The following is a 25,880-nucleotide window of genomic DNA, read 5'->3' as shown; positions in this document are numbered from 1 at the left end:
AGTCCTCCCCCGGACCAGTGAACGCTTACGGTGTTGACCCGGGAGACGACCCCCTCGTCGCTCAGAGGGCGTCGGCCCCCCGCTCGCCGGTGCGCACCCGGACGACGGTGTCGACCGGGCTCACCCAGACCTTCCCGTCGCCGATCTTGCCGGTGCGGGCCGCCTGGACGATGACGTCCACGACCTTGTCGACGGCCGAATCGTCGACGATCACCTCGACCCGCACCTTGGGCACGAAATCCACGGAGTACTCGGCCCCGCGGTACACCTCGGTGTGGCCCTTCTGCCGGCCGTAACCCTGGACCTCGCTGACGGTCATCCCGAGGATGCCCGTCTGCTCGAGTCCGGTCTTGACGTCTTCGAGCGTGAACGGCTTGACGATCGCAGTGATCAGCTTCATTTCGTCGGTCCCTTCCAAGAAAATTGTTGCCGATCAGACGAGTTCATAAGCCGTTTCCGCATGCTCGGTCTCATCGATGCCGGTGTCCTCGTCTTCCTTTGTCACACGCCAACCCAACGGCTTGACGATGAAGGCGATGATGACTGTCATCACGCCCGTAAAGACCACTGCTACCAGAGCGATCACGACCTGCACCACCAGTTGCTGGATCCCGCCGCCGTAGAACAGGCCGGTCTCGGTGGCCAGGAAGCCGATGCCCACGGTGCCCCACAGGCCCGCGACCAGGTGCACACCGACCACGTCGAGCGAATCGTCGTAGCCGAACTTGTACTTCAGGCCGATGGCCAGAGCCGACAGGATGCCCGCGATCGCGCCGAGGATGAGCGAACCGATCGGCGAGAGCGATCCACAGGCCGGGGTGATCGCGACCAGGCCGGCCACGATGCCCGACGCGGCGCCGACGCTGGTGGCGTGGCCGTCGCGGATGCGCTCCACCGCGAGCCAGCCCAGCATCGCCGCGGCGGTGGCGGCCGTGGTGTTCACCCAGACCAGACCGGCGAGCGCATCGGCGGCGCCTTCGGATCCGACGTTGAAGCCGAACCAGCCGAACCACAGCAGTGCGGCGCCGAGCATCACGAACGGGATGTTGTGCGGACGGAACGGGGTGCGGCCGAAGCCGGCACGCTTACCGATCAGCAGGGCCAGGACCAGGGCCGCCATACCGGCGTTGATGTGGACCACCGTGCCGCCGGCGAAGTCGATCGGCGGGACGTTGGCCGCGCCTTCGTCGGCGTTGTAGCCGAACAGCCATGAGGCGAAACCGTTTTCGTCACCCGAGAGCAGGCCGCCACCCCAAACCATGTGCGCCAGGGGGAAGTACACCAGCGTCACCCAGATGCCGCCGAACACCAGCCAGGTGGCGAACTTCATGCGCTCGGCCACCGCGCCGCTGATCAGCGCGACGGTGATCACGGCGAAGGTCAACTGGAAGGCGACCCACACGATCGCGGGCACCGAACCGAAACCACCGATCGGGTACAGCTCCTGACCACCGATCTCGCGCGACTCCAACAGCGGGCTCAACCCGAACAGCGAGAACGGGTTGTCGAAGATGCCGAGGATGTCGTTCTCACCGGTGTGCGCCGAGGAGAACGACATCGAGTAGCCCCAGAGCACGTAGATCACGCTCACGACGCCCAGCGCCCCGAAGGACATCATCATCATGTTGAGGACGGACTTCTGGCGGGACAGGCCGCCGTAGAAGAACGCGAGAGCGGGTGTCATCAACAGCACCAGGGCGGCGCTGGCGAGCACCCAGGCGGTGTCGCCGCTGTTGAAGGCGGCGAACGCTTCGTCCGGTAAGGCTAAGACCACTTTGTGTGAACCTCCTTGGGAAATGCGCCGACGGATCGGCCTCCCGAGAAGACTCTTGTGCGCGCGTTTCGCTGGTGATGCGTGGGCGTTTCCGCAATGTGAACGCAGAGGCCCACCGGGTTACGCTCATGTTTCCGCATGGCTGACCCGGGTCGGACGGGCCTTCATCGGACCGGTCAGCCGAGCAGCGCGTCGACGAATGCGCCGGGTTCGAACGGTGCGAGATCGTCGGGCCCCTCCCCGAGGCCGACGAGCTTGACCGGGACGCCGAGCTCCTGCTGTACCCGGAAGACGATGCCACCCTTGGCGGTGCCGTCGAGTTTGGTCAGCACCACACCGGTGATCTTGACGACCTCGGCGAAGACCCGCGCCTGCGGCAGGCTGTTCTGGCCGATCGTGGCGTCGAGCACCAGCAGCACCTCGTCCACCGCGGCGCGCTTCTCGACCACCCGCTTGACCTTGCCCAGTTCATCCATCAGCCCGGTCTTGGTGTGCAGCCGGCCTGCGGTGTCGATGGCGACGACGTCGGCGCCGTGCTCGATGCCCTTGGAGACCGCGTCGAAGGCCACCGACGCCGGGTCGGCGCCTTCGGGTCCGCGCACCACTTCGGCGCCGACGCGCGAGGCCCACGTCTGCAACTGATCGGCCGCCGCGGCACGGAAGGTGTCGGCGGCGCCGAGGACCACCCGGCGGCCGTCGGCCACCAGCACGCGGGCGAGTTTGCCGACCGTGGTGGTCTTGCCCGTGCCGTTGACGCCGACGACCAGCAGCACCGACGGTTTGTCGGCGTGCGGCAGCGCGCGGATCGACCGGTCCATCTCGGGGTGCAGTTCGGAGACGAGCACATCGCGCAGCACCGCGCGGGCGTCGGCCTCGGTGCGCACGGATTCGCTGGCCATCCGGGTGCGCAGGGCGCCGACCACCGATTCGGTGACCACCGGGCCGAGGTCGGCGATCAGGAGCGTGTCCTCGATCTCCTCCCACGACTCCTCGTCGAGGTCGCCGCCGCCGAGCAGGCCGAGCATGCTGCGGCCCAGCGCGTTCTGGGACTTCGCCAGCCGGCCCCGCAGGCGATCGAGGCGGCCGTGGGTGGGGGCGATGACCTCGGCGGGCGCCTCCGGTGCGGTCTCCGGCTCCGGTTCGGGTTCGAGCACCGGCACCGCCTCCGGCGCCGGTTCGGGCTCGGCTTCCGGGACAGGAGCGGGCTTCGGGGCCGGCGCCGGTTCGGGTTTCTCGGGCGTACGCGGTGGGGCGGTCGCGGTGGGCGGCTCAGGGAGCCGCACGTCGGCGATCGGGCGTTTGGGCGCGTCGCGCGGGATCGTGGCGTCGTCGCCGACGGCGGGCAGACCGCTGGTGTCGATGCGGTCCTTCGGGCGGACCGGCGGCGCCACCGGCGGCGTTGCGGTCGCTGACGATTGTGTGAACGTGATCCCGGAACTGGCCGTGTATCCGCCGGAGCGGTCGACCGGTGTGGCAGTGTCGGATTTCGAGAGTCTGATCCGCCGGCGCCGGTACCGGACCAGGCCGACCACGAGCGCAACGACGAGAAGAACGGCGATGACCGCGATTGCGATCCACACAGCCAGCGAGAGATCCAGGGTCACCCGGCCATTGTCTCAGGGCGGGTAGCCGGTGACATTGCGGCCTCACAGCAGCCGAAGTGGCAGCGCGATCGGGATGGAGACCCGCAAGCGCCGCCACATCGACGTGTGCCTGAACGGGCCGGTGGAGTACGAGACCGTCACCACCGGGCTGGAGAACTACCGGCTGCCGTACAACGCGCTGACCCAGACCTCGCTCGGCCGGGTGCGGCTCGACACCTCATTCCTCGGTAAACCGCTGGCCGCGCCGGTGCTGATCGGCGCGATGACCGGCGGCGCCGAACTGTCCGGCACCATCAACCGCAACCTCGCGGCGGCCGCGCAACGCCTCGGCGTCGGCATGATGCTCGGGTCCCAGCGCATCATGTTCGGCAACGACGCGGTGGCGCGGAGTTTCGCCGTCCGCGACATCGCCCCGGACGTACTGCTGATCGGCAACGTGGGCCTCGCACAGCTGTCCGAACCCGTGATGCCCGCGCTCGAGTGGGCGCTCGAACGGGTGGGCGCCGACGCGCTGGCCGTGCACACCAACCCGCTGCAGGAGGCCATGCAGCGCGATGGGGACACCGACTTCACCGGGTCGATCGACCGGTTGCGTGTTCTCGCGGACACGCTGCGCCGGCCGGTGATGCTCAAGGAGGTCGGCCACGGGATCGGTGCCGCGGCCGCCGCCGAGTTGGCCGGCAGTGCGCTGGCAGCGGTCGACGTGGCCGGTGCGGGCGGCACGTCCTGGGCGCGGGTCGAACAGCTGGTCCGCTACGGCGAGATCCGCTCCCCCGCACTGGCCGAATGGGGTATCCCGACCGCACAGGCGTTGCTCGAGGTGCGCCACACCCTGCCCGAGGTGGCGTTGGTGGCCTCAGGCGGCATCCGCACCGGGATGGACGCCGCCAAGGCGCTGGCGATGGGCGCCGACGTGGTGGCCGTCGCCCGTCCGCTGCTCGCGCCCGCCATCGAATCGGCCGATGCGGTGGAGGAGTGGCTGCGGGAATTCATCGACGAACTACGGGTGTGCCTGCACGGGTGCGGCGCCGCTGACCTGACCGCGCTGCGCCGCGGCGGGGTCCGCACCGCCTGAGTTCGCCGAAACGAACACACGGGCGCGAAAGTGCGAGACGAACCCACCATTACGTCGATCTCGGCGGCCAGGACGGCCAGGACGGCCTCGGCGGCCAGGCAGTTACTGCTACGACTGGGTACCGACCAGTTCCTGGCCGCGCAGCCGCTGTGAGATCACCTGCGTGATGCCGTCGCCCTGCATGGTGACCCCGTAGAGCGCGTCGGCGACCTCCATCGTCGCCTTCTGGTGAGTGATGACGATGAGCTGGGAACGTTCACGCAGCTGCTCGAACAGGCTGATCAGCCGGCGCAGGTTGACGTCGTCGAGCGCGGCCTCCACCTCGTCCATCACATAGAACGGCGACGGGCGGGCCCGGAAGATCGCCACCAGCATGGCCACCGCGGTGAGCGACTTCTCCCCGCCCGACAGCAGCGAGAGCCGTTTGATCTTCTTGCCAGGCGGTCGCGCCTCGACCTCGATGCCGGTGGTCAGCATGTCGCCGGGATTGGTCAACAACAGCCTGCCCTCACCGCCGGGGAACAGCGTGGCGAACACCTGGGTGAATTCGCGCTCGACGTCGACGTAGGCCTCGGTGAACACCTGCAGGATGCGGTCGTCGACGTCGGCGATCACGTCGAGCAAGTCCTTGCGGGCGGCCTTGACGTCCTCCAGCTGGGTGGACAGGAAGTTGTAGCGCTCCTCCAGCGCCGCGAACTCCTCCAGCGCGAGGGGATTGACCCGGCCGAGTTCCTTGAGCTCCTTCTCCGCGAGCTTGGCGCGACGCTCCTGTGTGCCCCGGTCGTACGGCATCGGCGCCGGTGTGACCACCTGCTCACCGCGCTCCTTGGCCTGTTCGTACTCGGCCATCTCCAGCTCGGTCGGCGGCAGCGCCACGTGCGGCCCGTACTCGGCGATCAGGTCGGCGGGCGCCATCCCGAACTGTTCGAGCACGGTGGCCTCGAGTTGTTCGATGCGCAACGCGGCCTGCGCCTTGGCCACCTCGTCGCGGTGCAGCGCGTCGGTCAGCGCGGTGAGTCGGGCACCGAGTTCGCCGACCTCCTCGCGCGCCTTGCCCAGCGCCGCCGCCCGCTGCTGGCGTTCGGCGGCCAGGGTGTCGCGATTGCGCGACGCCGCGGCGACGACCGCGCCGAGGCGTGCGGCGACCTGTCTGCCGGATTCGGCGACCGCACCCGCCACGGCGGCCGCGTGTTCGCGGGCCTGTTTCGCGCGTTGCGCCCGCAGCCGCGCCTCCCGTTCGGCCGCCGCCGCGCGGCGCAGCGAATCCGCCCGCCCGCGAACGGCATTGGCGCGTTCCTCCGCGGTGCGCACGGACAGACGCGCCTCGACCTCGGCGGCGCGGGCGGCTTCGGCGGCCGCCACCGAGGCCTGCCGGTCGACGGGCTCGGCGTCGAACATCGGCGCCTGCTGCGCGTTGTGCAGCCGGGTCTCGAGCTCGGTGAGCTCCTCGACGGTGCGCGTGCGGCCCGCCTCGAGTTCGTCGCGCTGCCGGATCAGCCGCTGGTATTCGTCGGCGGCCGCGCGGGCGTCCTGGCCGAGCCGGCCGAGCTGCTCGTAGATGGACGAGATGGCGGCGTCGGACTCGTTGAGCGCGGCCAGTGCGTGTTCGGCGGCGTCCTGGCGGGCGCGCTGTTCGGTCAAGGCACCGGACAGCGCGGCGGCCAGTTCGCCGACCTGTTTCTCGGCGGCCTCGAGGTCGGCGCGGGCCTTGTCGATCTCCGACGCGATCTCCAGCGTGCTGGGTTTGCGGTCCGATCCGCCGCTGATCCAGCCCGCCCCCACCAGGTCGCCGTCGGCGGTCACCGCGCGCAACCGCGGCCGGCCCGCCACCACGTCGAGGGCCGCGGCGAGGTCGCCGACGATCGCGACACCCGACAGCATCGCGCTCACCGCACCGCGCAACCGCGCCGGGACGTCGACCACGTCGACGGCCCACACCGCACCGGCCGGCAGCCCGGGCAGCCCGTCCGACGGGGTCTCCGGCCAGTCGCCCAGGACGATCGCGGCCCGCCCGCCGTCGGATTTCTTGAGCGCGGCGACCGCTGCGCGCGCCGCGCCGGAGTTCTCCGCGGCCAGCGCGTCGGCGGCCGCACCGAGCACCGCCGCCACGGCCACCTCATGCCCGGGGCGCACCTTGACCAGTTCGGCGACCGAACCGAAAAGTCCTGCGCCACTGTGGTTCTGCTGCAACCAGGCAGCCCCGTCACGACGGTCGAGGCCGACGGCGAGGGCATCGATACGCGCCCGCAGCGACGCCACCTGCCGTTCGGCGGCGCGCTCGGCGGTCTGCAGCTCGGCCACCCGCTCGTCGGCCTGGCGCAGCGCTGCCACCGTGCGGTCGTGGTGTTCGTCGAGCCCGACCTCGCCTTCGTCGAGTTCGCCGACGCGGGACTGCACGGTCTCGAACGCGGCCTGCGCGGCCTCGGCCTTGGCGGCGGCCTCCTCGATGCCGACGGTCAACCGCGCGACGGTCTCGTCGATCGACTCGACACGGGTCCGCATGGTGTCGACCTGACCGGCCAGCCGCGCCAGGCCCTCGCGACGGTCCGCCTCGGCCCGGGCGGCGGCCATGTGCGCGCGTTCGGCCTCCGCGGCGACGCGCTCCCGTTCGGCCAGTTCGTCGCGGGTCGCCTCCAGCACCGCGCGCGACTCGGCGAGTTCGGCCAGCAGTTCGGCTTCGTGGGCCGCCATGTGGTCGGCCTCGGCGTCGAGTTCCTCGGGATCGCGGCCGGTCGACGGCTCCGGTTCGGCGTCGAGCAGCTGTGTGCGCTCGTCGGCGATCCGCACGGTGGCGCTGACCCGTTCGGCCAGCGCCGAGAGCCGGAACCAGGTCTGCTGGGCGAGTTCGGCGCGTTCGGTCAGGTCGGCCACCGCGACCTCGTGGCCGTCGAGTTCGGCGGTGGCGGTCTCGAGCCGCGTGGTGATCTCGTCGTGCTCGCGGCGCAGCATGGTCTCGGTCTGGTGGGTGCTGTCGAACTCCGACCGCCGGGTCACCAGGTCGTCGGCGGCCAACCGCAGGCGGGCGTCGCGCAGATCGGCCTGGATGGTCTGGGCGCGTCGCGCCATCTCGGCCTGGCGGCCCAGCGGTTTGAGCTGGCGGCGCAGTTCGGTGGTCAGATCGGTCAGCCGGGCCAGGTTGGCCTGCATCGAGTCGAGCTTGCGGACGGCCTTCTCTTTGCGTTTGCGGTGTTTGAGCACACCGGCGGCCTCCTCGATGAAGGCACGGCGGTCCTCGGGGCGCGATTCGAGGATCTCCGAGAGCTTGCCCTGTCCGACGATGACGTGCATCTCGCGGCCGATTCCGGAGTCGCTGAGCAGTTCCTGGACGTCCATCAGGCGGCAGTGGCTGCCGTTGATCTCGTACTCGCTGCCGCCGTCGCGGAACATCCGACGGGTGATGGACACCTCGGAGTACTCGATCGGCAGGGCGTTGTCGGAGTTGTCGATCGTGACGGTGACCTCGGCGCGGCCCAGCGGGGCCCGCGACGACGTGCCGGCGAAGATGACGTCCTCCATCTTGCCGCCGCGCAGCGTCTTGGCGCTGTGTTCGCCCATCACCCAGGTCAGCGCGTCGACGACGTTCGACTTACCCGACCCGTTGGGGCCGACCACACAGGTGATGCCCGGCTCGAACCGCAGAGTCGTCGGCGCCGCGAAGGACTTGAAGCCCTTGAGCGTCAGACTCTTCAGATGCATGACGTGCCAGACTACCTAGCGCTCGTCGAATCCGGTGATCTGCTCGCGCGCGTCCGACCAGTCGGCGATGACCTTGTCGACCCGTCCCGGTGTGTCACCGCCCTCGAGCTGGCCGAGCAGGCGCTCACACGCCGGGCGCGGCCCCTGGGCGACCACCTGCACCCGGCCGTCCGGTTTGTTGGCGGCGAACCCGCTCAGCCCCAGTTCGAGCGCCCGCGAGCGCGTCCACCAGCGGAAACCCACGCCCTGGACGCGGCCGTGCACCCAGGCCGTCAGGCGGACGTCGTCAGGCCCGGCCGACATTCTTGACCTCGAAGGTGACCTTGGTGCCCGATTTGAGCGTGCGCCCGACGGTGCAGACCTGGTCGACGGCGCGTTCCACGACGGTCAGCAGGCGGGCCACCTCGGTGTCGGACAGGCCGGAGAGGTCGATCTCCAGCGACTCCTCGAGCAACGGATAGCGCTCCAGCTCGCGGTCGGCCGGACCGGAGACGCGGATGGTCGCCGGATAGTCGTCGCCCAGCCTGCGGCGCAGCGGTTGATCGCTGCTCATCCCGCTGCAGGCCGCCAGCGCGATCTTCATCAGCTCGCCGGGGGTGAACACCCCCTCGACGTCCTCCGAGCCGACCAACACCTCCGCGCCGCGTGAGCTGCGCCCCGTATAGCGGCGCACCCCCGTGCGCTCCACCCACAGATCCGTCATGGTCCCCATCTTCGCCCATACGAACAAACGGGCGGAAAAGTGCGAGTCGCTGCGGGCAAAACGTCGATCTCGGCGCGAGGCGCGAGGCGCGAGGCGCGAGGCGCTAAGCGCGAGGCGCGAGGCGCGAGGCGCGCACAAACTAGCCGCGCCGGATCCGCGGGCGGGGCTGGCAGCGTGGGCAGTAGAACGACGAGCGGTTCATGAACTTCTCGCGCCGCATGATCGCCCCGCAGCGCCGGCACGGCTCACCCTCGCGGCCGTAGGCGTCCAGCGACCGGTCGAAGTATCCGGATTCGCCGTTGACGTTGACGTAGAGCGAGTCGAACGACGTCCCGCCCTGACCGAGCGCCTCGGTCATCACCTCGGCCGCCGCATCGAGCAGTTCGGCGAGCTTGGGCCGAGTCAGCGCCGAGGCCAACCGGGCCCCGTTGACCTTGGCCCGCCACAGCGCCTCGTCGGCGTAGATGTTGCCGATCCCCGATACGACGGTCTGGTCGAGCAACTGCCGCTTGATCTCGGAATGCTTGCCGCGCAACACTTTCACGACGGCGTCGCGGTCGAACAGCGGGTCGAGCGGATCGCGGGCGACGTGCGCGACCGGCACCGGGACGTCGGTGCCGGCGACGGTGACCAGGTCGGCGAGCAGCCAGCCACCGAACGTGCGCTGGTCGACGAAGCTCAGCGCGGTCCCGTCGTCGAGCAACGCCGCGATCCGCAGGTGATCGGCCTTCGGGATCGGCCCGAGCAGCATCTGCCCGCTCATCCCGAGGTGCACCACCAGCGCCGCATCCCCGTCGTCGAGGGTCAGCCACAGGTACTTGCCCCGCCGTCCGGTCCCGGTGATGCGCGTGCCCAAAAGCCTGGCCGTCAGGTCGGCAGGCCCCGCTTCGTGGCGGCGTACCGCCCGCGGATGGTGCACCCGCACCGCGGCGATCGTCTTACCGGTGACGTGGGCGTCCAGACCCCGCCGGACGACCTCGACCTCGGGCAGTTCGGGCATGGACGGCTAGGCGTCGACGTCCGTGGCGGACAGCGCGGTCCACGCGGCCGCGGCGGCCTTGAGCTCGGCTTCCTTCTTGGTGCGTCCCACGCCCCTGCCGTATTCGGTGTCGGTGACCAGCACCGTGGCGGTGAACTCCTTATCGTGGTCCGGTCCGGTCGAGGTGACGACGTAGTGCGGTGCGCCGAGCCCGCGGGCGGCGGTGAGTTCCTGCAGGCTGCTCTTCCAGTCCAGACCGGCGCCCAACGTGGGTGCGGTGGCCAGCAGACCGGCGAACAACCGCAGAATGACCTCGCGGGTGACGGTGAGCCCGTGCTCGACATAGATTGCGCCGAGCAGGGATTCGACCCCGTCGGCCAGGATGCTCGACTTGTCCGCGCCGCCGGAGTTCTCCTCGCCCTTCCCCAGCAGCAGGTAGGCCCCCAGGCCTTTGTCGGACAGTGTGCGCCCGACGTCGGCGAGCGCCTGGGTGTTGACGATGCTGGCCCGCAGTTTGGCCAGGTCCCCCTCGGAGCGGTCGGGGTGGCGGTGGAAGAGTTCCTCGGTGATGGTCAGCCCGAGGACCGCGTCGCCCAGGAACTCCAGCCGTTCGTTGGTGGGCAGGCCGCCGTGCTCGTAGGAGTAGCTGCGATGGGTCAGCGCCACGGTGAGCAGATCGTCGGGCAGTATCACCCCGAGCGCCGCCAGCAACGGCGAACGGTCCAGTGTCACTTCTCTTCTCGATCCAGCAACCCGGCGAGCTTCGCCCAGCGCGGGTCGATCGTGTCGTGGTGGTGACCGGGTTCGGCGGTGGCCAGCGCGATACCGCATTCGGCGCACAGTCCCGCACAGTCGGGGCCGCACAACGGCGCGAACGGCAGCGCCAGTCCGACCGCGTCGATGATCGGCTGTTCGAGATCGATCGTGTCGGGCACCCCGTTGGCGCCGACGCGGGCCACCTCGTCCTCGTCGGTGGTGGCGTCGGTGGTGCTGTCGGGATACGCGTACAACTCGGTCAGCTCGATCTCGACCTCACCGGTCAGCGGGGTCAGGCATCGCGCGCATTCACCGGCCGTGGGCGCCGCCACCGTGCCGGTGACCAGCGCGCCTTCGGACACCGACTGGACCTGCAGGTCGAGGGTCAGCGGGGCGCCCTCGGCGATGCCGATCAGGTCGAGCCCGATCCGTGACGGACTCGGGACGGTCTCGTGGAAGGTCATCATCGAGCCGGGCCGCCGGCCCAGCCGCGAGATATCGAGCACGAGCGGCGATCGTGCTGCCCTGTGCGTGGACATCCCTCGATCCTACGGCGCGGGTGTGCGTGCCCACCGGCGCACCGGGGTCGTCCCGCTCAGCGAGCCGCGTAGTCGTGCGTGCCGGCCGCGGTGCGCAGCTGATGGCGGCCGCGGCCGACCGACCGCAGCGTGCCGTTGAGGAAGTCCTCGAACTCGGCGAGTTTGCTGTCGACGTAGATGTCGCATTCGCCGCGCAGCCGGTCCGCCTCGGCGTGGGCGGCGTCGATGAGCCGGGTGGCCTCGGCGGTGGCGGTGGACACGATCTCGGTCTGCGACACCAGGCGCTGCTGCTCCTTGATGCCTTCCTGGACGGCCTTCTCGTAGGCGAGGTTGCCGCTCTCGATCAGCCGGTCGGCCTCGGACTTGGCCCGCCCGGTGCTGGCGTCGTATTCGCGTTTGGCGGTGGCCATCACCCGGGAGGCCTCCTCGCGCGCCTCGCCCACCATGCGCTCGCTGTGCTGACGGGCCTCCCCGACCATCCGGTCGGCCTGGGCCTTGGCGTCGGCGAGCAGGCGGTCGGCCTCGGCACGGGCATGGTTGACCATCGACTCGGCCTCGGCGCGCGCGTTGGTCACCATCGACTCCGAGTGCTCCTTGGCGTCGCGCAGCATGGAGTCGCGGGCGTCGAGCACGTCCTGGGCGTCGTCGAGTTCACCGGGGATGGCGTCTTTGATGTCGTCGATCAACTCCAGGACGTCGCCGCGAGGGACGACGCACCCTGCGGTCATCGGCACGCCGCGGGCTTCTTCGACGATCGCGCCCAGTTCGTCGAGCGCTTCAAAAACTCGGTACACGGCAACACCCTCCAGGCGTAGTTGTTGGTTACCAGTGTGCCTGGTGTTACGCCTGTGACTCGGCTTCCCGCGCCGGTGTGTCGCTCCGGCCAGGCACGTTTGGCACGGGTTGGTACCGAGGTTATGTCAAGTGGTCCGGCACGCTCAGCGCAGTGCGGCCCCGATGATGTCCCTGGCCCGGTCGATCATCGACGCGAAGGGCCCGACCGCGAAGTTCAGCTTCGCCGACTCCACCCCGGGATGCGGCCGGGTCGGGGCGATCGCCTCCGCCGCCCGCACCGCCGACGCCAGCCGCTTGAGATCGTCGGCGTCGAGTTCACGCTGCAGTTTGTCGAACTCCTCGAGCTCTTCGAGCTCGGCGTGCTGAACGACCGCATCGCGGAACGAGGTGAGTTCGGTCAGGAACTCCTGCGAGCCGAAGTCCATCCCCTCGAGTTTGGACAGCTGTTCCTTGGCATCGTGCTCCTCGGCCAGCCTGGCGTCGACGACCTCGTCCCCCGCTTTGATCTCCTGGCGCGCCCGCGGGTGCACCACCATCTCCTCGGCGGTCTCGTGGACGGCGAGGAGCTGGCGCAGTTCGGTGAAGGCCTTCTCCCGCGCCTCGTCCGAGGACGCCGAGAACACCTCCTCGAACAGGTCCTTGATGAGGTTGTGCTGATCTTTGAGGAACCGGACGACGTCGTCGGTCGACTGAACGAACGTTTCAACCATGGCGAAAACCTCCGAAGTGAGCTGGGCGGCGCTGATGGGCTGGCGCGCCACCCGCAGTCCTACCCCTGGCGGATTCCGCTCAACCCCGCAGTTTCGCCCGCAACCGCACGTTCACGGCCTCCGGCAGCAGCGCCGACACGTCACCACCGAGCGTGGCGACCTCCTTCGCCAGCGACGACGATACGAACGAGTACTGCGGGGTGGAGGCGATGAAGAAGGTGTCGACGCCTGCGACGTGCTTGTTCATCTGCGCCATCTGCAGTTCGTATTCGAAGTCGGTGCTGCTGCGCAGACCCTTGACGATCGCGGTCAGCCCGCGTGCCCGCACGAAGTCGACGACGAGTCCCTGACCCGACTCGATCCGCAGATTCGGCAGATGCGCGGTCGACTCGGCGATCATCTCGATCCGCTCGTCGAGATCGAACATGCCCTTCTTGTTCGGGTTGACCAGCACCGCGACGACGACCTCGTCGAACTGCGCCGCGGCCCGCTCGAAGATGTCGACGTGGCCGAGGGTCACCGGGTCGAACGAGCCAGGACACACCGCGCCACTCATGGGTGACGACGGTACCTGATCACCACAGGCGTCACATCAGTCGCATTCGGCCATGTCCAGCCGGGTATCGCCGTAGCGCCGCGACGGCCACGGCGACCAACGCGGGGGCCATCGCAGGTCGGTGCCCGACGCCCGCCGCTCGATGACGGCGACCGTGCCGTGATGCGCCCAGCCGTGCGCGTCGAGCGCCGCGAGCAGCGCCTCCACCTCGCTGTCGGGCACGTCGTAGGGCGGGTCGGCCAGCACCAGGTCCACCGGCCGGTCCGCACCGCCGGCCAGCACGGCCGCCACCGGGGCGCGCCGCACCTCGACCGCGGCGCCGACCCCGAGTTCGGCGACGTTGCGGCTGATCGTCCCGGCTGCGCGGTGGTCCTGCTCGACGAGCACCGCGTGCGCGGCACCCCGCGAAATCGCCTCCAGCCCAAGGGCTCCCGATCCGGCGTACAGGTCGAGCACCGTGATGCCGTCGAAGTGCAGCCGCGCGTCGAGCACGTTGAACAGCGCTTCGCGCACCCGGTCGGACGTCGGACGGGTTCCCCTGGGCGGCACCGAGATCCGGCGGCCCCCGAGTGCCCCGGCGATGATCCGGGTCAGCTGACGACCACCAGCAGGTCGCCGCCCTCGACCTGGGCGGTCTCCGAGACCGCGACCCGGTCGACGGTGCCCGCCTTGGGTGCGGTGATCGCGGCTTCCATCTTCATCGCCTCGATGGTCGCGATGGTCTCCCCGGCGCTCACCGTGTCGCCGACGTCGACACCGACCGTCACCACCCCGGCGAACGGGGCGGCGATGTGGTCGGGGTTGGTGCGGTCGGCCTTCTCCGCGGTCGGCACGTCGCTCGCGACGCTGTGGTCGCGCACCAGCACCGGGCGTAGCTGCCCGTTGAGGATGCACATCACCGTGCGCATCCCGCGTTCGTCCGGATCGGAGACGGCCTCGAGCCCGATGAGCAGTTCCACGCCACGTTCGAGTACGACGCGGTGTTCGTCACCGTGACGCAGGCCGTAGAAGAACTGGTTGGCGCTCAACCGCGACGTGTCCCCGTAGGTGTCGCGGTGCGCCTCGAACTCCTTGGTGGGGCCCGGGAACAGCAACCGGTTCAGCGCGGCCTGCCGCTTGACGCCCGGTTGGGCCAGCACCGCCTCGTCCTCGACGGACAGCTCCTCGACCGGTTTGGCCGGGGCGCGTCCCGCCAGCGCCTTGCTGCGCAACGGTTCGGGCCACCCGCCCGGCGGGTCACCGAGTTCGCCTCGGAGGAAACCGATCACGCTGTCGGGGATGTCGAACCGCGCCGGGTCCTCGGCGAACTCCTCGGCGGTGACGCCCGCACCGACGAGGGCCAGCGCCAGGTCACCGACCACCTTGCTCGACGGGGTCACCTTGACCAGCCGGCCCAGGATGCGGTCGGCGGCCGCGTAGGCCTCCTCGATCTCCTCGAACCGGTCTCCCAGCCCCAGGGCGATCGCCTGCTGGCGCAGATTGCTCAGCTGGCCGCCGGGGATCTCGTGCCGGTAGACCCGCCCGGTCGGCGCGGGAAGCCCACTTTCGAAGGGCGCGTACACCTTTCGCAGCGCCTCCCAGTACGGCTCGAGTTCGCAGACCGCTTCCAGAGACAGCCCGGTGTCGTACTCGGTGTGGGCCGCCGCGGCGACGATCGAACTCAGCGCCGGCTGGCTGGTCGTCCCCGCCAGCGGAGCCGCGGCGCCGTCGACCGCCGACGCACCCGCCTGCCACGCCGCCAGATAGGTGGCCAGCTGACCGCCGGGGGTGTCGTGGGTGTGCACGTGCACCGGCAGATCGAACCGCGAACGCAACGCCGAGACCAGTTTCGCCGCGGCCTGCGGGCGCAGCAGCCCCGCCATGTCCTTGATGGCGAGCACATGCGCGCCGGCCTCGACGATCTGGTCGGCCAGCTTCAGGTAGTAGTCCAGCGTGTACAGATTCTCCGCCGGATCCGACAGGTCGCCGGTGTAGGACATCGCGACTTCGGCTATGGCCGTTCCGGTTCCGCGCACCGCGTCGATGGCCGGACGCATCGACTCGACGTTGTTGAGCGCGTCGAAGATGCGGTAGATGTCGATGCCGGTCGCCGTCGCCTCCTCGACGAACGCCGTGGTGACGGTCTCCGGATACGGCGTGTAGCCCACCGTGTTCCGGCCGCGCAGCAGCATCTGCAGACAGATGTTCGGCACCGCCTCGCGCAGGGCGGCCAGCCGCTCCCACGGGTCCTCCTTCAGGAAGCGCAGTGCGACATCGTAGGTTGCGCCGCCCCAGCACTCGAGCGAGAGCAACTGTGGCGTCATGCGGGCGATGTGCGGAGCGACCATCAGCAGGCCGGTCGTGCGGATGCGGGTGGCCAGCAGCGACTGGTGGGCGTCGCGGAAGGTGGTGTCGGTCACCCCGACCGCCGGTGAGTCACGCATCCAGCGCGCGAAACCCTCGGGCCCGAGCTCGACGAGCCGCTGTCTGCTGCCCTGCCGGGGCGGCGCCGCGGGGTCGATCTGCGGGAGTTTGTCCTGCGGGTACACCGTGGACGGCCGCGGCCCGTGCGGCTGGTTGACGGTCACGTCGGCCAGGTAGTTGAGGATCTTGGTGCCCCGGTCCGCCGGGGTGCGGGCGGTCAGCAGGTAGGGCCGCTCGTCGATGAACGACGTGGTCACGCGGCCCGCGCGGAAATCCGGGTCGTTGACGACGGCCTGCAGGAACGGGATGTTCGTCGACACCCCGCGCACCCGGAACTCGGCGAGCGCGCGCCGCGCCCGCGCCACCGCGGTGGAGAAATCGCGGCCCCGGCAGGTCAGTTTCACCAGCATGGAGTCGAAGTGGGCGCTGATCTCCGCGCCGAGCACGGTGCCGCCGTCCAGCCGGATCCCCGCGCCGCCGGGCGAGCGGTAGCCGGTGACGCGCCCGGTGTCGGGGCGGAAGCCGTTGGCCGGGTCCTCGGTGGTGATCCGGCACTGCATCGCCGCCCCGCGGATCTGCAGCGACTCCTGGCTCAGCCCGAGGTCGGCCAGCGTCTCCCCGTCGGCGATCCGCATCTGCGACGCCACCAGGTCCACGTCGGTGATCTCCTCGGTCACCGTGTGCTCGACCTGGATCCGGGGGTTCATCTCGATGAAGACGTGCCTGCCGCGCTCGTCGAGCAGGAACTCGACCGTGCCGGCGTAGCTGTAGCCGATCTGACGCGCGAAGGCCACCGCGTCGGCGCAGATCCGTTCCCGCAGTTCGGGATCGAGGTTGGGCGCCGGGGCCAGCTCGATGACCTTCTGGTGGCGCCGCTGCACACTGCAGTCGCGTTCGAACAGGTGCATGACGTCGCCCTGCCGGTCGGCGAGGATCTGCACCTCGATGTGGCGGGGACTGACGACCGCCTGCTCCAGGTACACCATCGGATCGCCGAACGCCGACTCCGCCTCCCGGCTGGCCGCCTCGATCGCCTCGGCCAGCGCGTCGGGGTCGGTGACCCGCCGCATACCGCGGCCACCGCCGCCGGAGACGGCCTTGACGAACACCGGGAACTCCATGTCGGCGGCCGCGGCGACCAGCTCGTCGACCGAGGACGACGGCGCCGAGGATCGCAGCACCGGCAGGCCGGCGGCGCGTGCGGCCTCGATGGCCCGCGCCTTGTTGCCGGTCAGCTCCAGCAGTTCGGCCCGGGGGCCGATGAAGGTGATGCCGGCTTCCGCGCAGGCGGCCGCGAGTTCGGGGTTCTCCGAGAGGAATCCGTACCCGGGATAGACCGCGTCGGCGCCCGCGTGCCGGGCGACCCGGATGATTTCGTCGACCGAGAGATAGGCGCGGACGGGATGTCCCATCTCGCCGATCTGATACGACTCGTCGGCCTTGAGGCGGTGCAGCGAGTTGCGGTCCTCGTAGGGATACACCGCGACGGTGGCGATGCCCATCTCGTATGCGGCGCGGAACGCTCGGATCGCGATCTCGCCACGATTGGCGACCAGGACTTTGGAGATCACGCGTTTACCTAACCGCCACGTTGTTTCCGGAGTGTTACACGAGGGTGGACCAGTAGTCCCAGAAGCGGACCAGAATCAGCAGGATCAGCGCGGTGAACCACAGCGCGGTCAGCGACCAACGCCACTGGTACACCGCACGGGCGGCGGCGTTCCCGGCCAGGGGGCGCAGCGCGATCGACGACGTGACCACCAGCAGCGGGACCGTCACCGCCCAGACCACCATGCAGTACGGGCAGAGCGCCCCGATGCGGTAGAGGCTCTGAAAGATCAGCCAGTGCACGAACACCGTGCCGAGCAGCGTGCCGACGGCCAGGCCGGACCAGTACCACCGCGGCAACCGCACGTTGGCCACGGCCAGCACTCCGGTCACCGTGACGACCGCGAACGCGGCGATACCGATCAGCGGGTTCGGAAAGCCGAACAGTGCGGCCTGCGGAGTCACCATCACCGACCCGCACGACAGCACCGGGTTCAGCGAGCACGACGGGGTGTACGAGGGATCGATCAGCAGCTCGATCTTCTCGATGGTGAGCGTGGCCGCGGCGACAAGACCCACCACGCCGGCGATGAGCACCCACACCGCGCTCGGTTTCCGCACCGCGAGCCCGGCCGTCCGGCCGGCCGGCGAAGCGGTCGACGAGGCGGTGTCGGGTGCGGTGGCGGTCATGACGTGGGAGCCGGCGCCGCACCGTCCAGGCCGGGCACGTCACCGACGATCTCCTTGATCTTGGCCACGAGCGCGTCGGGGGTCGACGGGTCGTAGTCCTCACCGTTGATGCGCACGGTCGGGGTGGCGCGGATCTCGGTGGCCTTGGCCATGCCCTTGACCATGTCGACGTAGCGGCCCTTCTTGATGCAGTCCGGCACGGTTCCGCCGGCGCCGGCCTGGCGCGCCAGCTCGGTCAGCTGCTCGTCACCGGGGTAGGTGCCGCCACCCTCGGCGGGCTGGATGCCCTCGGTGTACAGGGCGGCGTGGAACCGGCGGAAGGCGTCCTTGTTCTCGTCAGCGACGCAGTACGCCGCGCTGCCTGCCCGCGACGAGTAGCCCTCACCTTGCGCATCGAGGATCGAGACCATGTAGTAGTCCGCGGCGACCGCCCCGGTGTCGATGAGCTTGTTGATGGTCGGGCCGAACTGGCGCTCGAAGTTGCCGCAGGCGGGGCACAGGAAATCCTCGTAGAGCGACAGCACCGCCTTGGGTTCGCTGGTGCCGTCCTGGGTGACCACCTTCTCCGAGGCCACCCGCACCGCGGTCGCCTCGCCGGAGCCCGGCTTGTCCTCCGCCGACATCACGATGTAGAGGACGAGCGCGACGGCGAACACCACGACAACCGCCGTCAGACCGATCTGGACGAACAGATTGCGCTTGCGATCGGCCGCCTTCAGGTCGTAGCGGGGCGTCTTCTTCGGTTTCGTGGCCACGCGACAAGAGTACCGGCGGCCCTCCTAGCCCCGGCTGAGGTGGGCGCGCAGCGCCGAAATCATCGCCGCGGTGGCGGTGGCGCTGTCGCCCCCGAGCGGGAAGAAGTTGGCGAACGCGTGGATCAGCGAGCCCTCCTCCCGCAGGTCGACGGGCACACCCGCGGCCCGTAACGCCTCGGCGTACCGGTTGCCCTCGTCGCGCAGCGGGTCGAAGCCGCCGGTGAGCACGAGCGCGGGCGGCAGCCCCGACAGGTCGTCGGCCAGCAGCGGCGACACCTCGGGGTGCGTACGGTCCACCGGCGCGCCCTCGAGGTAGAGGTCCATGAACCAGTCCATGTGGCGGGCGGTGAGGAAGTAGCCGTCGGCGAACAGCGTCTTGGAGCGGGTCTCGCTGCACACGTCGACGACGGGGTAGATCAGCAGCTGCAGGGCGGGCAGGCGGGCGCCGTCGTTGCGGGCCCGCTGAGAGACGACGGCGGCGAGGTTGCCGCCCGCGCTGTCGCCACCGACGGCGATGCGGTCGGCGTCGACACCGAATTCGGCGGCGTGCTCCGACGCCCAGCGGAACGCCGCGTAGGCGTCGTCGGCCGCGGCGGGCGCCTTGTGCTCGGGCGCCAGCCGGTAGTCCACCGAGAGCACCGTGATCCCACCGTCCCGGCAGATCAGCCTGCACAGGTCGTCGTGGGTGTCGAGGTCCCCGATCACGAAGCCGCCGCCGTGGTAGAAGACGAGCAGGGCGGGTTCGGGGTCCTCGATCGTCGGGCGGTACAGCCGGGCCGGGATGGGCCCGGCCGGGCCGGGGATGGCCAGCTCCGTCACGTCGGAGACGATGCCGGCGGCGAACATGGCGGCGGTGATGCGCAGCTGGCGCCGGGAGACCGCGACGTCGTCGCTGGCGACCAGGCCGTTGATGCCTGCGGCGCGCTGGGCCGCCAGGAGCATCTGCAGCGTGGTGTCGAGGGTGTTGCCGTCCACGGTGACCGAGCGGAAACCCAGCAGCGCCCGCTTGACGGGTTCGGGCAGCAGCGGAAGGGCGCGCAGCGTCACCCGGGTCGCGGCGTTGACGACGGCGTCGCGAGTCCGGCTCCTGCCGCGGGGAGCCGGGTCGCCGTCCTCGACGGTCGGTCCGACGGGCGGTGCGGTGGCTGGCAGACTCGGCGGCATGGGTGCTCCTCTGATCAGGTTGAACGACGGCAATTCGATACCTCAGGTCGGCCTGGGGGTCTGGCAGACACCGCCCGAGGACACCGAACGCGCGGTGGCGGCGGCGCTGGCCGCCGGCTACCGACACGTCGATACGGCCGCAGCGTACGGCAACGAGAAAGAGACGGGCAGGGCGATCGCACTGTCGGGGCTGGATCGCTCGCAGGTGTACCTCGTCACCAAACTGTGGAACTCGGAGCAGGGCTACGACGCGACGCTCACCGCCTTCGACGCGAGCGTCGACCGCCTCGGCGTCGATCATCTGGACCTCTACCTCATTCACTGGCCGGTCCCCGAGAAGAACCTGTTCGTCGACACCTTCAAGGCCTTCGCCCGGCTCCGTGAGGACGGTCACATCCGATCGATCGGTGTGAGCAACTTCGAACCCGAACATCTGCGGGTCCTGGTCGACGCGACCGGCATCGTGCCCGCGGTCAACCAGATCGAGTTGCATCCGCTGCTGCCCCAGCGGGAATTGCGAGAGGTGCACGCGCAGTTGGGGATCGCGACCGAGGCGTGGAGCCCACTGGGCCAGGGATCGCTGCTGACGAACCCCACGGTGACCGCCGTCGCCGAGTCACACGGGAAAACCCCAGCGCAGGCGCTGATTAGGTGGCATATACAACTCGGTAATATCGTCATCCCCAAGTCGGTGAACCCACAACGGATCGAGAGCAACTTCGACGTGTTCGACTTCGAGTTGAGCGAGCGGGACATGGCGTCCATCTCGTCTCTCGAGGACGGCTCCCGCCTGGGGCCCGACCCCCGAACCTTCAACTTCGCAGGATAGGTGACATGACGTCAACGCGCGGTGAGGCAGCCGGCATCCCCTCCGTCTCCCTCAACGACGGACACTCGATCCCGGTCCTCGGGCTCGGAGTCGGCGAGCTCTCCGAGGCCGAGGCCGAGCGGTCGGTGGCCGCCGCGCTCGAGGCGGGCTACCGGTTGATCGACACGGCCACGGTCTACGGCAACGAGGCCGCGGTCGGCCGCGCGGTCAACGCTTCGGGCATCCCGCGCGACGAGATCTTCGTGACCACCAAACTGGCGGTCGCCGACCTCGGCTTCGGACGCTCGCAGGACGCCGCGCGCGCGAGCCTCGAGCGCCTCGGCCTCGACTACGTCGACCTCTACCTCATCCACTGGCCCGCCGGTGACCACGGCAAGTACGTCGACAGCTGGGGCGGGCTGATGAAGCTCAAGGAGGACGGCGTCACCCGTTCCATCGGGGTCTGCAACTTCAACGCCGAGCACCTGTCGAACATCATCGACCTGTCGTTCTTCACCCCGGCCGTCAACCAGATCGAGCTGCACCCGTTGCTCAACCAGGCCGAGTTGCGCGAGGTCAACGCCGGCTACGGCATCGTGACCGAGGCGTACGGTCCGCTGGGTGTCGGCCGGTTGCTCGATCACGCAGCGGTCACCGATGTCGCCGGGGCCCACGGCAAGACGCCCGCACAGGTCCTGCTGCGCTGGAGCATTCAGCTGGGCAACGTGGTGATCTCGCGCTCGGCTGACCCGGAGCGGGTCAAGTCCAATCTCGAGGTCTTCGATTTCGAGTTGTCCGACGACCAGATGGCCACCCTCAACGGCCTCGACGAGGGCACCCGCTTCCGCCCCGACCCCGAGACCTATACCGGCCCCTGACGGAGCCACCCTCTCTTCGCGAAACGGCCGGCGCCTTGCGCCGGCCGTTGCGTTGTGCGCAGCCCCCCGCCGGGGCCAGCACGTTCGCCGGATCGGTGGCGACGCATGACCGCAGTTCGTCGTCACCACGACGATCCTCCCACCCGTCATGCGGCTGGACGAGAATGGCGATTGGTGGCGGAACCGCTCGAAAGACATCAAATTGGCTGCGCCAGACCCGAATTCCTCTATCCGCGGCCGGAGGAAAGACCGACGACTCGCAGAGCGGCTTCACTCCGCCGATGTCGGTGTTCGTGGTACTGCTGCTGTCCTTCAAGTACCTCGATCTGATCGCCAACTTACACAGACAGCCTGATGTGGCGCTGTGCGTGCGCCGTCTGCGGTGGCCGCAGCGTCGACTGGATCACCACGGCCGTCGACCGCGACACTGCCGCCTACGAGCACTCCGTGACGGCGTTGGCACTCGCTGCGAGCGACCTTGTGGCCGACCCGACACCGACGATCCGCTGGCCGTCGATGTGCGCCGAGGCCAACTGGCCCACGACGAGATTCCAATCGCCCCGGAAAAGCCGCGGCGCTTCCCGCCCGATCTGCGGGCCTGGGTGCGCTCAACCCGCAAGGCGCTGCTCGCTGGTTCCACCAGCTGTGACCGCAGGGCGTGGGAGAACAGCAGTTCCCCCTTGGCGCGTTGCCACCGTCCTGCGTGCGGTCGTGATCGCCCCCTGCCGGCCCTCGACAACGCACTCGCATTGTCGCCACAGGAAGCGGTCGATCCCACCCAGCCGTTGAAGTTCTCGCTGAACTCAGCGAAAGGTCGGAAGACCCCAGCCGCTGTTGGCTGCGGACGTCGTGTTACGCGCGGTATTCACGAACACGTGCAGTGTCTGCACTGTCCATCGAGCTCTTCGTTGCTAGCCTTTGCCATTGATGTACGGCGAGGGGGTAAAGAATGCTGCTAGCAGACATGGGACCGGGGCGCGCCATGCATTCGCAGAGGTGCGCCAACGCAAGTTCTGTCCGAGGCCAGCACAACGCGTGACCGTTTCCCAAAGTGCGGCAATCGTCCCCAGCGGTCTGAGGTCCGGCGAGAACGGCCACGTCTTTCTCAGCCACAGTTCGCGACTGAAGCCGAAAGCCGCGACGAATCAAGAGGTCGACGAACTCGACGAGCATGACACATGGCAGCAGCATCGCCACAGGAAGGCATTCCTCGCCAGTCTCATTCCCAAGCTGGAAACGAAGCTATTCGACAGAGCCTTCGATGTGTGGGTTGACAAGACGTTCCTGAGCGGGGGCTCGTCGACCGACACGGTGATCGCCGAGGCGATAGCGAAATCCACCGTCGTGGTGTTGCTCATCGACCGTGATGCGTTGCGCGCCGATTACTTGACCCGCGAAGCCAGCATTGCGATGTACCGCCGCACAATCGAGGACGACGTACGCGTCATCCCGGTGCTTCTCGGCGGCGTTTCAGATGATGATCTGAAGGCGAGTCCACTCGCAAAGAGGTCGGGCGTCGACGTACTACTGCCCTTTCGGCCGTCGTCGAAGAAATGGAACGCCAAGACGGCAGACGACGTTGCGGAGCAAATCGCCCGGGAAGTAGCGGACACGACGTTCAACCGCACCGCTCGCGGCGATTCGCTGACCCGCCGGTGGATCGAGGACGTCACCTACCTTCTGTCGGAAGTGCCAGAGTTATTCTTGGGGCGCGCGGCAGACGAATTGGGCATCGATAGAAGGGTGTGGTTGAAGCACCCGAACAAGCCGCGCGTGCTCGCGTCACAACTGTTCGCCACCACCGATTTGGATGCTCTACACAAGGCCTTTCGCGAGGTTTTCGCCTATCTGAGACCCGATCTTTCGAATTTGGCGCTCGACCGAACCCTGCCGCTGTGGGTGCCCCATCGCGCTGCGCGAACGATGGCTTCCGTCAACTCTATGCCCGCAGACGCCCGAGTCGTGGGAGTGTCGACGAGCGCTTATCGACTCGGGCGGCACATCGTGAAGAGGGCGACACTGTGCTCGTCGGAGTACAAATGTTTCCGACTACCCGACGTGGTGGGTGAAGCCCCAGCAGAGGAGGCGTTGCGCCGTTACGAAGAGACCATCCGCGAGGAATTGGGGCTTTCGGAAGGCGATGGCCCGGACACGGTAATCGACTACTTCGACAACCGTTACCGCGGCGCGTACGCGCTAGTGCGGACAGACGCATTCGACGTCGCCACCGCCGACTACATCACGGATACACTGCATGGCCTTTTTCCCGGATTGACGATTGTCATGTTGAACAGGAGGCGAATGTTGGGAGCAACGATCTCAGGTCTCATCCATTCACTAGTGGAACTTAGCGACTTCGAAGACCTCGAAGCCAGGCGATTCGTCAGTCAAACGATGGCCCTGTGCGATCAGAGTCAACCCGTCGATGCTGATGACTGAGGCGTCTATTGAGCTCGTTGACGTGCTCGCCCGCATTGCGGGCATGCAGAACGCGGAACTGCCGGATGACCACCGATATGCCGCCGATCGGCGCGATGGGCGTCTGTACGCGTATACGGACGAAATAGTCTTAGGCCTACAGGTCTCCGTAATCACCTCCCGGCCACTGCTACTTTCGGGCCCGCCGGGATGCGGAAAATCAAGTCTCGCCGGTTTCGTCGCGAGAAACCTCGGATACTCTTATTACGAGTACGTGGTGACCGAAGACTCCGACCCCGCCGACCTGCTCTGGAGGCTTGACGTCATCCGCAGACTCAACGACGCGTCTGGCGGTTCGTTGCGGAAGAACGAATCTGGCCAGGCGCCGCTGCTCGACTATCTCGAACCAGGCCCGCTCTGGTGGGCACTGAACCCCGATTCTGCGGCAACGAGAAACCTCGACGCTGACGACTTCGCGAAGCTGGGGCAAGCGCCGCTTACCCCGCCTCAACACCTGGCTGGATACGAGCCTTCCCGCCGGGGCGCGGTTTTGCTCATCGACGAGATCGATAAGGCAGACAGCGCTTTCTGCAATGGACTTTTGGTTCCTTTAGGTAGTCGTCAGTTTCCAGTGGCAGAAGTCGATACGAAGGTGTTCGTATCGCCTGATCAGCCGACGTTCAGCCCGATAGTGATCGTGACGACCAACGATGAACGGGATCTACCGGAGGCGTTCATTCGCAGGTGCGTGTCGATGCCGATTTCGCGGCCGGGCAAGGATCAGCTGCTCGCGGCGGCGCGCTTGCACTACCCCACGCTGTCGTCGGAGAGCGGCTTCCGCGATCGAGTCGACGCACTCGCGGAGCGATTCGCCGCCGGATCGGGCGGCACCGTGCACGCGAGCACAGCCGAGTTCCTGGACTTGATCGGCACTCTGCTCGCCTTGGACATGAGCATCGACTCGCCTGATTGGTCGATCATCGAACGGCTCGTGGTCGAGAAACCGGCTGCGCGCAGGGAATGGTGAGACGCCCGCGTGACGTATAAGGAGGCCGTCGAGTTACTCGCGTATCGGGACCATATCGTCGACCTGGAGCGGGCACTGGCGCTGATCGGCTTTCGGGTCGAGCCGCAATCAAGTTCCACCGTCACCGACGCAGATGCCACGGACGACCCTGAACTCGACGTAGAAGTAGCCGAAGGCTCGGTCTCTGGGATCGATTCATCGCGGCACGGGCACGGATCGCGCGGAGAGGCGAACGCGTCGCCCACCAATCCTCTCTTCGACGGCGGCGATTCGATCGACGATCCCATGTGGTTCAACTCCGTGCAGCTCGCCAGCCGAACGATGACGCGGAGCGGAGCGTCTGCGGCAGGCCTCGGCCCGGAGGACGCGCCGTCAACCGACTGGCAACGGTACTTGCAGTCAGTTGAGAGCGAGGTCATGCCGTCGACGGCGGAGCTGGCGGCGCTCGTCACTCAATCGACGCTGCGCGACGAACTTCGGCCGAGATCGGCGGCGAAGTCCATCGACGTCATGCCAACGGTCGAGCTGATGGCCCGCAGGAAGGTAATTCGACGAGTTCCTCGCCAAATCCGGCGGCGGCGTCCCACGCATGTCCAGCTCGTGCGCGATATCGCGATCGCGGTAGGTCCGTTCAGACAAGACGCCGATGCGTTGTCCCGTCAAATCTCGCGTCTATGGCCGTCGGCGATCTGCTCGGAGGTGAATGCTGATGTTTCGCTGTACTCGGGCATCAACGTCACTGCGCAGGATGGTTATCGATATCATCCACCTGCTGGAACTCGTCTGGTGCTCGTCTTCGTGTCGGGCGGGTCCGGAGAGACTCCGGGATTGCGTTTCGATGCCCTCGACGCGGCTATCCGTAGAGCCCGCAGGCGCGGGCACGTTTGTGTGGGTGTGTGGTTCGGCGATCACGCAGCGGCCAAACGCGTCGATGACGTCAGGAGTCGATGGATCGCGGTAACGCGTTGACCGGCCTCGAACTAGATCGGAACGTGCGAGAGT

General features: G+C 68.4%; 23 protein-coding genes. 6 read left to right on the top strand and 17 right to left on the bottom strand.

The genetic code is table 11. From position 1 onward, the window contains the following. Window positions 1-61: 61 nt before the first annotated feature. The 3 genes from AU195_RS17500 to ftsY form a co-directional block, all read right to left on the bottom strand. Window positions 62-400 carry a P-II family nitrogen regulator gene (locus AU195_RS17500; RefSeq protein ID WP_011559357.1) on the bottom strand — a complete coding sequence of 113 codons (339 nt, stop codon included), beginning with the start codon at window positions 398-400 and terminating at the stop codon, window positions 62-64. A 33-nt stretch (window positions 401-433) separates the two neighbouring features. Further along, entirely contained in the window at window positions 434-1,774 is a 1,341-nt protein-coding gene (locus tag AU195_RS17495; protein ID WP_059160323.1) for an ammonium transporter, read from the bottom strand. Between the two features lie 176 nt (window positions 1,775-1,950). Continuing rightward, a complete protein-coding gene (gene ftsY, locus AU195_RS17490) occupies window positions 1,951-3,378 on the bottom strand; it encodes a signal recognition particle-docking protein FtsY (protein ID WP_059160322.1) in 1,428 nt (475 codons plus the stop codon). A 73-nt stretch (window positions 3,379-3,451) separates the two neighbouring features. Between ftsY and fni the strand changes: the two genes are divergently transcribed. Continuing rightward, window positions 3,452-4,453: a type 2 isopentenyl-diphosphate Delta-isomerase gene (fni, locus tag AU195_RS17485; protein WP_172800619.1), complete on the top strand. Its 1,002-nt coding sequence runs from the start codon at window positions 3,452-3,454 to the stop codon at window positions 4,451-4,453. Window positions 4,454-4,561: 108 nt separating this feature from the next. Here fni and smc read toward each other — a convergent pair whose 3' ends face one another. From smc to AU195_RS17415, 14 genes are all read right to left on the bottom strand, one after another. Then, on the bottom strand, window positions 4,562-8,149 hold the full coding sequence (smc, locus tag AU195_RS17480) for a chromosome segregation protein SMC (protein WP_059160320.1): 3,588 nt from the start codon (window positions 8,147-8,149) through the stop codon (window positions 4,562-4,564). A gap of 15 nt (window positions 8,150-8,164) precedes the next feature. Then, on the bottom strand, window positions 8,165-8,452 hold the full coding sequence (locus tag AU195_RS17475; protein WP_059160319.1) for an acylphosphatase: 288 nt from the start codon (window positions 8,450-8,452) through the stop codon (window positions 8,165-8,167). Next, the gene (locus AU195_RS17470; protein ID WP_059160438.1) at window positions 8,436-8,852 is read right to left on the bottom strand and encodes an OsmC family protein; all 417 of its coding nucleotides are present in this window, start codon (window positions 8,850-8,852) and stop codon (window positions 8,436-8,438) included. The genes AU195_RS17475 and AU195_RS17470 overlap by 17 nt, the downstream gene beginning before the upstream one ends. 139 nt (window positions 8,853-8,991) lie before the next feature. Further along, window positions 8,992-9,852, bottom strand: coding sequence for a bifunctional DNA-formamidopyrimidine glycosylase/DNA-(apurinic or apyrimidinic site) lyase (mutM, locus tag AU195_RS17465; protein WP_059160318.1), 861 nt, complete (start codon window positions 9,850-9,852; stop codon window positions 8,992-8,994). Between the two features lie 6 nt (window positions 9,853-9,858). Continuing rightward, the gene (gene rnc / locus AU195_RS17460; protein ID WP_059160317.1) at window positions 9,859-10,563 is read right to left on the bottom strand and encodes a ribonuclease III; all 705 of its coding nucleotides are present in this window, start codon (window positions 10,561-10,563) and stop codon (window positions 9,859-9,861) included. Beyond that, window positions 10,560-11,126 carry a YceD family protein gene (locus AU195_RS17455; protein ID WP_059160316.1) on the bottom strand — a complete coding sequence of 189 codons (567 nt, stop codon included), beginning with the start codon at window positions 11,124-11,126 and terminating at the stop codon, window positions 10,560-10,562. The genes rnc and AU195_RS17455 overlap by 4 nt, the downstream gene beginning before the upstream one ends. Window positions 11,127-11,182: 56 nt before the next feature. Beyond that, the gene (gene sepIVA / locus AU195_RS17450) at window positions 11,183-11,920 is read right to left on the bottom strand and encodes a cell division protein SepIVA (RefSeq protein ID WP_059093655.1); all 738 of its coding nucleotides are present in this window, start codon (window positions 11,918-11,920) and stop codon (window positions 11,183-11,185) included. A 144-nt stretch (window positions 11,921-12,064) separates the two neighbouring features. After that, entirely contained in the window at window positions 12,065-12,631 is a 567-nt protein-coding gene (locus tag AU195_RS17445; protein WP_059160437.1) for a hemerythrin domain-containing protein, read from the bottom strand. Between the two features lie 79 nt (window positions 12,632-12,710). Continuing rightward, window positions 12,711-13,187, bottom strand: coding sequence for a pantetheine-phosphate adenylyltransferase (coaD, locus tag AU195_RS17440; RefSeq protein WP_059160315.1), 477 nt, complete (start codon window positions 13,185-13,187; stop codon window positions 12,711-12,713). A 36-nt stretch (window positions 13,188-13,223) separates the two neighbouring features. After that, window positions 13,224-13,781, bottom strand: a complete 558-nt coding sequence (rsmD, locus tag AU195_RS17435; RefSeq protein ID WP_082703108.1) for a 16S rRNA (guanine(966)-N(2))-methyltransferase RsmD — start codon at window positions 13,779-13,781, stop codon at window positions 13,224-13,226. Further along, window positions 13,778-17,161 (bottom strand): pyruvate carboxylase, encoded by a 3,384-nt coding sequence (locus AU195_RS17430; RefSeq protein ID WP_059160313.1) that lies wholly within the window; start codon window positions 17,159-17,161, stop codon window positions 13,778-13,780. The genes rsmD and AU195_RS17430 overlap by 4 nt, the downstream gene beginning before the upstream one ends. 34 nt (window positions 17,162-17,195) lie before the next feature. Beyond that, window positions 17,196-17,828, bottom strand: a complete 633-nt coding sequence (locus AU195_RS17425; RefSeq protein ID WP_059160312.1) for a vitamin K epoxide reductase family protein — start codon at window positions 17,826-17,828, stop codon at window positions 17,196-17,198. Then, window positions 17,825-18,583, bottom strand: coding sequence for a DsbA family protein (locus tag AU195_RS17420; protein WP_059160311.1), 759 nt, complete (start codon window positions 18,581-18,583; stop codon window positions 17,825-17,827). The genes AU195_RS17425 and AU195_RS17420 overlap by 4 nt, the downstream gene beginning before the upstream one ends. A gap of 24 nt (window positions 18,584-18,607) precedes the next feature. Continuing rightward, entirely contained in the window at window positions 18,608-19,747 is a 1,140-nt protein-coding gene (locus tag AU195_RS17415; protein ID WP_059160310.1) for an alpha/beta hydrolase, read from the bottom strand. On the opposite strand from AU195_RS17415, the gene AU195_RS17410 reads away from it, so the two are divergent. From AU195_RS17410 to AU195_RS17390, 5 genes are all read left to right on the top strand, one after another. Continuing rightward, window positions 19,746-20,576, top strand: coding sequence for an aldo/keto reductase (locus tag AU195_RS17410; RefSeq protein WP_059160309.1), 831 nt, complete (start codon window positions 19,746-19,748; stop codon window positions 20,574-20,576). The genes AU195_RS17415 and AU195_RS17410 overlap by 2 nt on opposite strands. A 5-nt stretch (window positions 20,577-20,581) precedes the next feature. Next, on the top strand, window positions 20,582-21,433 hold the full coding sequence (locus AU195_RS17405; RefSeq protein WP_059160308.1) for an aldo/keto reductase: 852 nt from the start codon (window positions 20,582-20,584) through the stop codon (window positions 21,431-21,433). 1,035 nt (window positions 21,434-22,468) lie between these two features. Beyond that, window positions 22,469-23,872: a toll/interleukin-1 receptor domain-containing protein gene (locus AU195_RS17400; RefSeq protein ID WP_059160307.1), complete on the top strand. Its 1,404-nt coding sequence runs from the start codon at window positions 22,469-22,471 to the stop codon at window positions 23,870-23,872. Next, a complete protein-coding gene (locus AU195_RS25285) occupies window positions 23,859-24,878 on the top strand; it encodes an AAA family ATPase (RefSeq protein WP_082703101.1) in 1,020 nt (339 codons plus the stop codon). Before AU195_RS17400 ends, AU195_RS25285 begins: the two co-directional genes overlap by 14 nt. A 9-nt stretch (window positions 24,879-24,887) precedes the next feature. Beyond that, entirely contained in the window at window positions 24,888-25,847 is a 960-nt protein-coding gene (locus tag AU195_RS17390; protein WP_059160305.1) for a hypothetical protein, read from the top strand. The last annotated feature ends 33 nt before the right edge of the window (window positions 25,848-25,880 follow it).

This window comes from Mycobacterium sp. IS-1496, assembly GCF_001499995.1.
In the GTDB taxonomy this organism is placed as follows: Bacteria; Actinomycetota; Actinomycetes; order Mycobacteriales; family Mycobacteriaceae; genus Mycobacterium.
This window is presented reverse-complemented; position numbering and strand designations above follow the sequence as displayed.